General features: G+C 51.8%; 7 protein-coding genes and 1 pseudogene (1 of these 8 cut by a window edge). 6 read left to right on the forward strand and 2 right to left on the reverse strand.

What is annotated here, in order from left to right:
- The first annotated feature begins 83 nt into the window (after nt 1-83).
- The 4 genes and pseudogenes from AB4M76_RS06740 (at nt 84) to AB4M76_RS06755 (ending at nt 5107) form a co-directional block, all read left to right on the forward strand.
- Nucleotides 84-872: a hypothetical protein gene (locus tag AB4M76_RS06740; protein WP_368441031.1), complete on the forward strand. Its 789-nt coding sequence runs from the start codon at nt 84-86 to the stop codon at nt 870-872.
- A gap of 949 nt (nt 873-1821) precedes the next feature.
- Nucleotides 1822-2579 (forward strand): annotated as a pseudogene (locus tag AB4M76_RS06745) (IS5 family transposase).
- A 151-nt stretch (nt 2580-2730) separates the two neighbouring features.
- On the forward strand, nt 2731-3759 hold the full coding sequence (locus AB4M76_RS06750) for a transporter substrate-binding domain-containing protein (protein WP_368441032.1): 1029 nt from the start codon (nt 2731-2733) through the stop codon (nt 3757-3759).
- A 154-nt stretch (nt 3760-3913) separates the two neighbouring features.
- Nucleotides 3914-5107: a hypothetical protein gene (locus AB4M76_RS06755; RefSeq protein ID WP_368441033.1), complete on the forward strand. Its 1194-nt coding sequence runs from the start codon at nt 3914-3916 to the stop codon at nt 5105-5107.
- Nucleotides 5108-5366: 259 nt separating this feature from the next.
- Here the strand turns inward: AB4M76_RS06755 and AB4M76_RS06760 are convergent, their stop codons facing one another.
- Nucleotides 5367-5669, reverse strand: coding sequence for a hypothetical protein (locus AB4M76_RS06760; protein WP_368441034.1), 303 nt, complete (start codon nt 5667-5669; stop codon nt 5367-5369).
- A gap of 193 nt (nt 5670-5862) precedes the next feature.
- Here AB4M76_RS06760 and AB4M76_RS06765 point away from each other — a divergent pair, with 193 nt between their 5' ends.
- Complete coding sequence (locus AB4M76_RS06765; protein ID WP_368441035.1) at nt 5863-6036, forward strand: CsbD family protein; 174 nt, start codon at nt 5863-5865, stop codon at nt 6034-6036.
- A gap of 51 nt (nt 6037-6087) precedes the next feature.
- Here AB4M76_RS06765 and AB4M76_RS06770 read toward each other — a convergent pair whose 3' ends face one another.
- The gene (locus AB4M76_RS06770) at nt 6088-6246 is read right to left on the reverse strand and encodes a YqaE/Pmp3 family membrane protein (RefSeq protein ID WP_368441036.1); all 159 of its coding nucleotides are present in this window, start codon (nt 6244-6246) and stop codon (nt 6088-6090) included.
- A 167-nt stretch (nt 6247-6413) separates the two neighbouring features.
- On the opposite strand from AB4M76_RS06770, the gene AB4M76_RS06775 reads away from it, so the two are divergent.
- Nucleotides 6414-7178, forward strand: the 5' portion of a protein-coding gene (locus AB4M76_RS06775; RefSeq protein WP_368441037.1) for a mechanosensitive ion channel family protein. Its footprint extends 114 nt past the window's final position; the window shows 765 of its 879 coding nt (coding positions 1-765); the start codon lies at nt 6414-6416; the stop codon falls past the right edge of the window.

Genomic DNA, 7178 nt, shown 5'->3' on the forward strand with positions numbered 1-7178 from the left:
CCATTCCATGTTGCTTTTGCAGAGCTCTGCGGGCAAGAAAATGGCTGGGGGCCGCACTTACCCCCTAGGGGGTACGAGGGAGTATGAAATTAAATGAAGTCGGCGCTGGTCTTGCTCCTGAGGAACTAGCATTCTATTTTTCCTGTGAGAACGGTGTCGAAGCAAAAGCTTTAGGTGCTTTCTTAAGCCGAGCGTCGACAGTTGCTAAAAATAGAGGCGCCATTCTCCAAGTTACGGCTACTCACGACGGTAGCCTTGTTGTTGTCGCTCGGGTCCTCGAGGGTGTCCGAGGGGCCATCGGCAAAGAATTCGCTTCTAGTCCAATTCAAGCAACCGCCGCTAGTACGATGTTGGTTGGTGCGGTGGTGGCTGGACTTAGCAGTGCTACGAGCCCGGATGAAATGAAAGTATCTCCGCTAGCTAAAGCAAACATAGATCTCATAGAGAACCATGACGTCGAATTAATCCAGCTAGTTACATCGCAGGCTTCTGTCCTGATGATGGATAGAAAGAAGGCTGCCAAGTTGAGAGGTGCTATACAAAATATAGAGCTTGCGGAGGAAGTTTACGAGTTTCCAGCCTTAGATTTTCCTGGCGCAACCCTCTTTGAACACCCCTCTAGATTAGAGGATAGAATGCTTGTTGATAAGGCTCGTCGCGGAGAGCTCACGGGGGTTGCGATATTTGCAGGTACTGAATTGCATTTTAGGCCCGATGGCTACAGATATTTGGTGCCTGTAGAATATGATTCCAATTATAGCGACGAAAGTTTGTCTCCCAGCAAGCATTATCGAGTGCGGGGCGCTATCAAGTTTCAGGGTGCATTACCTGAAAGCGTAGTCATTGAGGCTGCAAGCGTGGACGAGCGCTAGTCGGCAAAAGGTTTATCGGTTACGTCAGTTTCTAGTAATCTCCGCTTTTGCCGACTTAGCGCCGCATCATGGGCCTGGTCGCACTGCTCATGGTGTAAGCTATAAGGCTCCTGGCGAATTGCCATTAAGTCTACTCTCTTCACATGGGAAGACGCCTAGCGTTTTGCGGAAAACTCCCTTATGGGTTGTGGCCAAGGAATATTCATAGCTCAGTGTGATTAAATGCAAGAACTTTTGAGGTCGGCGATACTTCGTTTGAGCTTGGTTGGTGGTCGGAAAAACCACGAGATATTAGTAACTTACCATCCGACGACACTTAACTAGATTTATGTCGCTTAGACAATGACCTAGTGTTTATGGTGGTAGATTGATGGCGATTGCGCTGTGAGTACTCCTTACAGAATCATTTCGACGGATAAACTTCAGCTTTTGAAACATCGTTTTTGATGACGGAGCACTAGTTCTCTCTACGTTGGTAGCGTCATTCTGGTTACTGATGCTAACCAAAGTACGCTTAACGTTCTGCACCATCTACGAGGATATCCACACCAAATCTCGAGATCGCTATACCTGTCATCGCCACGCTAACAGTGTTAGAAACGAACGCCGCAGCCAAGTAGTGACCTCCAAACAAAGTCGGTCATGCCTTGAACTGTGTTACTTCAGGCAGAAAAACCTTCTCGGCGTTTTCGAAGGTTCGGGGTAGTCAATTAGACGATCATTTCTGGTGCTGTGTTATGTGCGAGATGCCTTTAAGCTGGGCAAATGTCGTCGTTCAGAAGCCAATAATGAGTTTGATGCGTCTGCGCTTGTGAGACGCGATCGGCGCTGCCCGGAAATACACTTGGTTGCTCTTGCATCGACTACGACAAGGCTGCAAACCTAGGGTCAGGATGCATTGATTTCGCTCGAACAGAATGATTCACCGCTCGGAAAATGGAACGGTGAAATGAGCGATCTTTTCTGGCTGACCGACGCGCAGATGGCTCGTCTGGCTCCCTTCTTTCCAAAGTCACTCGGGAAGCCCCGGGTTGATGACAAGAGGGTGCTGAGCGGGATTATCTTCATCAATCGCAATGGCTTGCGGTAGCGCGATGCGCCTGCTGACTATGGTCCTCACAAGACGCTCTACAGCCGGTGGAAGCGGTGGAGCGAGAAAGGCATCTTCGCGCGGATGATGGCCGGGCTCGCGGCAGAACACGGCGAGAAAACGACCGTAATGATCGACGCGACGTATCTCAAAGCCCACCGAACGGCGACCAGTACGGCCGCCAAAAAAGGGGGCGTGGTCGCCTGATCGGCCGAACCAACGGCGGCATGAACACGAAGCTACACGCCATCTGCGACAGTCAGGGACGACCGATCGACCTGTTCGTCACCGCCGGACAGGTCAGTGAGTACATCGGCGCACGGGTCCTGCTGAGCGGCTTGCCAAAGGTCAAATGGCTACTCGGAGATCGCGGCTATGATGCTGACTGGTTCAGAGAAGGGTTGCAGGACAAGGGGATACGCGCCTGCATCCCAGGCCGGAAGAAGCGCAAGACGCTGGTCAAATACGACAAGCGGAGATACAAGCAGCGCAATCGCATCGAGATCATGTTCAGAAGACTTAAGGACTGGAGGCGTGTGGCCACCCGATATGACCGATGCCCGAAGGTCTTCCTTTCGGCCATCGCCCTCGCCGCCATCGTCATCTACTGGTTATGAATCCTGACCCTAGGTAAGCTGAAGGCTTAATTAGGCTACCCCTTCTCGAGGGCCCATCCGGCGCCTCAACACTTTCCAAATCTCGATAGACTTCATGAAGCTCGACAGACAACATAATATTCTCTAATCTATAACGCATAATGGATCACGAATGTTAAAACAGGGGCTTAAAATGATAAAATACAGTTTACTAGCGATAGCTTTGATGGTCTCAGCGCCTCTTGCAGCGACCGCGCAAGAAATATCTTGCGACTCGACTTATACGACACAAAGAGGCGACTCGTTGTCTCGTATTGCTGAACGGGCATACGGTAGCCCGTCGGCATATCAAAAAATATTTTCGGTAAACCCCGGCAAGCTCAGGAGTGTTAATGTGGTCCCTATTGGGATTGATCTTTATATACCATGTGCGGATGGATCAGGCACCAATCAGCTGGCTGCCATTTCTAGCGGCACGTCAAACAATATCCGTCTTTTGACAGGCGGTAATTACGCCCCATACGTAGGGAAGGACCTACCTAACGGTGGCTTCAGTACCGAACTTCTAAATCGAGCTTTGCAGTCTAAGGGACAAGAGGCAGATTATCGCATTGATGTCATCAACGACTGGGGATCACATCTACAGCCTCTGTTGAGTGATGGCCTATACGACATCGGTTACCCTTGGTTCCGTCCTGACTGCGATAAATACGATCTTTTGGGAGAGGCGTCACAATGGAGATGCGATAATCTTCGGTTTTCGGATCCATTACACGAAATCGTTGTTACTGCGTACGGCCCCAAAAGCGCCCCTGATATAAATCAGCCTTCCGATGCTGTGGGTCTGACGATATGTCGACCTGCGGGTTTTTTTACACATGATCTAGAAGCTTTTGGACTTACAGCCGACAAGATTACAAGAGAGTCCCCAACAACTGCTACGGACTGTTTTGAACTCCTTCGCGACGGAAAAGTTGATCTAGTAACCGTGAATGCCGATACCGCTGATCAAATTATTGACGAACTTAACATGCGTGATCTGGTAGATGAACAGGACACTTTATCGACGGTCCAAACTCTACGCGCTGTAGGAATGAGGTCAAATCCAAATAGTCGAATAATTCTACGCAGGATCAACCAAGGCCTGCGGCAATTGAAGGACAGTGGGGACTTCAGAAGTATTGCGGCTAACCACCTATAATTAGAAACCACTTTCTTAAATAACCTGCCAAAATCCGCGTGGTTTTGGCAGGTTTGTATGTTGAATGCCGGACGCTCAATGCATCCTGACCCTAGACGGAAAGCAAGGGGCGCCTTGTGCCCAATTGGCGCGGAACCGGTAGGAGAGGGCAAATATGTCGGATGACGATTTCTTCATTGTAATAAATAAGGTGGACGGTAAAATTAAAGGTCACGCGCTCCGCCACGGCAAGATTAATAAAGATATAGTAACAAAGATTTTTTCTAAAGATAGAAAAGAAAGCTCTGAAACAGAAGATGGCCCGAACGGCAGACATCTCGATTCTGAGAAGAAGGATGCCCGGTCACCATTTCCGGAGAGTTTTCAGGACGTTGAGCGGGCATTCTCACACGCAATGCTAATGTACCGAAAGTCGGTCGTTGATACCATCAAATTCGCACCTTTTTTCGCAAGCATTATGCTTCGCAATAATGCTAAAGCGATTGCCATCTCTCGGGGAACCAGGCGGGAAGATTTATCGACGGAAGAAATTCATGTTTATTCCCTTCCAGGTCATGCTCTTGGTAAAGTAAAACGCCACACTGATCGTGCTGAGGCTATAGTTGAGGGCGCAGGACATCTTCCAACAATCTCAACAATCGGCATTATTAGTTCATATGATGCTATTCTAAGTGACCTACTGCGGGTAATTTTTAAACAAAAGCCGGAAACTATTTTCACTTCTGATAGGGAGGTGAAGTTCTCTGATCTCCTTGTGCTTAGCAGTCTTGCGTCGGTGAGAGATAGCATTATAAGTGATGAGATCGAGAGCGTTATTCGCAATAGCCACCACGAACAATTTTTGTGGATGGAAAAGAAGTTCGGTATAAAATTGCGAGAGGGCCTCGATGTTTGGCCTGATTTCATCGAGTTGTGTGAGCGGCGTAACTTGTTAACGCACACTGGTGGCGTTGTCTCTGAGCAGTATCTTAAGAATTGCGCAAGATACGGAAGAAAGTCCAAGCACCAAGTAGGGGTCAAACTTAAGGTGGATGTCGATCATTTCGCGTCCGCCATCGACATTGTTTCCGAAGTGGGGCATAAACTAATTCATACATTGTGGCGCAAATTCTCACCTGATGAGCGAATGCAAGCCGATGGTTTTTTGAATGAGACTGGAATGGATTTGATTCGAGAGCATCCATGGAGACGCTTGAAGACTGCAGGGAGCACACGAGAGGTGCCGTTGGTCGGGAAGGCTCTTTGGGCAGGGAGGCGCATCCACAGTGCAGCCTCAGGGGGCGTCCATGCATTCCCTCGCTACAACAAGAGCGGGCAAACCACGCCAACTCAGCCAGTGCGGCATTGAACAAATGGATGAAACCGATGGTGCCGTCGGGTTGCACCATGCACAGTTTCCGGCATTCGCTAAGAGATCGTCTCCGTGCCGTCGAGTGTCCCGCCGACATCGTGGATCAGCTTGGTAGTTGGCAGACAGATGGTGTTGGGCAGGCTTACGGGAGGGGCTATCCGCGTGACGTCCTTAGAAAATGGATGGGTAAGCTGGTGAGTGGGGCGAGATGAGTGTTGCGATCTCGTCCGCCCCTCGTGCGGCTCTTGAAGACGGCTTATTCGAATGGACCTGCCTCGGTGTTAACAAGCTCGGTGCCGGGAACGTCTGACATCATTTCGTCGAGAATGACGGCGATGCACAGGCTAGGCTGCAACTTGCCGCTGGCAGGGTCGTGAAGCTCGGTCTGCATGAGTTGATCCATGGGCTGGGCGTACAGCCTGTCGGTGCTTTCCCCGGATTCTGCGACGGTCTGTCTTCTAAGCCGCTCCAACGCAACCTCGGCTCTTTCGAACAGGGCATCGAGGTCCGTGACCTCATAGCCCAGCTTCATGCTGACTTCTTTGACGGTATTGCTCAACAGGCTGCTCCTATTTGAGACGTGCGAGCTAGGCGCACTGACGCCATGTCCTCCGCCCCGGGCGCCATTTTTACCTTACCTAAACCACTACACCCTCCCCGCGTCGCGCATAAACGCGCAACCGCCGCGCAGCGCGACGGAACTCATTTGCGCCACACACGTTGCTTCTTTACGAAGATAAAGGAGAGACAACATGGCGAACGAAGACCAAGCCAAAGGCAAAGCGAAAGACATCGGTGGCAAGCTGAAAGAAGAAGCCGGCGACGCCGCGGGTAACGAAGACATGAAGCGCGAAGGCCAGGCCGATCAGGCCGAAGGCAAAGTGCAAAAAGGCGTCGGCGACGCCAAGGACAAACTGTCCGACTAAGACAGAACTTGCCCCCGGTTCACGCGCCGGGGGCAAAGTGTTTCCGACCCCCTAGCGTCTCACGATAATATAGAGCGCATGAACGATGCCCGGCAGATAGCCCAGCAGCGTTAGGATGATGTTAATCCAAAAGTGCTTTCCTAGCCCTTCTTGTAGGAACACCCCCAACGGGGGCAGAAGAATGGCGACGATGATCCGAATAATATCCATATGAATGCCCCGCGGTTAAGGCGCCTCCTTGCTCATCTAGGCCTATAACCTTAGCGCGCCCCCAGGCTTCGGCCAGTCTTGCCCGGCAAAGGGTTCGGGCTACAAAGATATCCAGCACGGCTCGGTTTCTTGTGAACCGGCCTGACCGGCAAGAGAGGGAGCACCCATTGGAGCCTATCAAGATCATGTGGCGGCAGGTCACTGAGATCGCGCGCGACACGATCGCGCTGCTGCCGCAGATCGGCGTGGCCATTCTTGTGCTCATCCTGACATGGGCGCTGGCCGCCGGGGGGCGCAGCCTGATGCGCCGGGGGATGGGCCGAACCCGCCTGCGCCAAAGCCTTCAGGATCTCTTTATTCTTCTGACCTCCATCGCGATCTGGGTCTTTGGCATTATGATCGCCGCAGTGATCGTCTTTCCCGGCCTCACCCCGGCGAGCATCCTTGCCGGGCTCGGCATCGGCTCGGTCGCCATCGGTTTCGCCTTCAAGGACGTTTTCGAGAACTTTCTTGCCGGCATCATCATCCTCTTTCGGCGCGAGATGCGCATGGGCGATCATATCGAATGCGAAGGCATCGAGGGGAAGGTCGCGCATATCGCCATCCGCGAGAGCCATATCCGTCAAACCGATGGACAGCTCGTTATCGTTCCCAATGCGATGTTGTTCAAAAACCCGGTCTATGTGCGGACCGACAAGAAGCACCGCCGGGTCAGCGTCATTTGCGGCGTCGCCTATGACGTGGATGTCGATGAGGCGCGCAGCGTGATCACCAAGGCGGTAGAGGGCTGCGAGACAGTAGAGCAGGGCGAACATCCGATTCAGGTCTTCGCGCAGGCCTTTGCAGATTCGTCGATCAACTTTGAAGTGACATGGTGGACGGGTTCCGCCCCGGTGGATCTGCGCCGTTCCAAGGATGAGGTCATAGGGGCG

This window comes from Sulfitobacter sp. PS-8MA (assembly GCF_040933935.1).
In the GTDB taxonomy this organism is placed as follows: Bacteria; Pseudomonadota; Alphaproteobacteria; order Rhodobacterales; family Rhodobacteraceae; genus Sulfitobacter.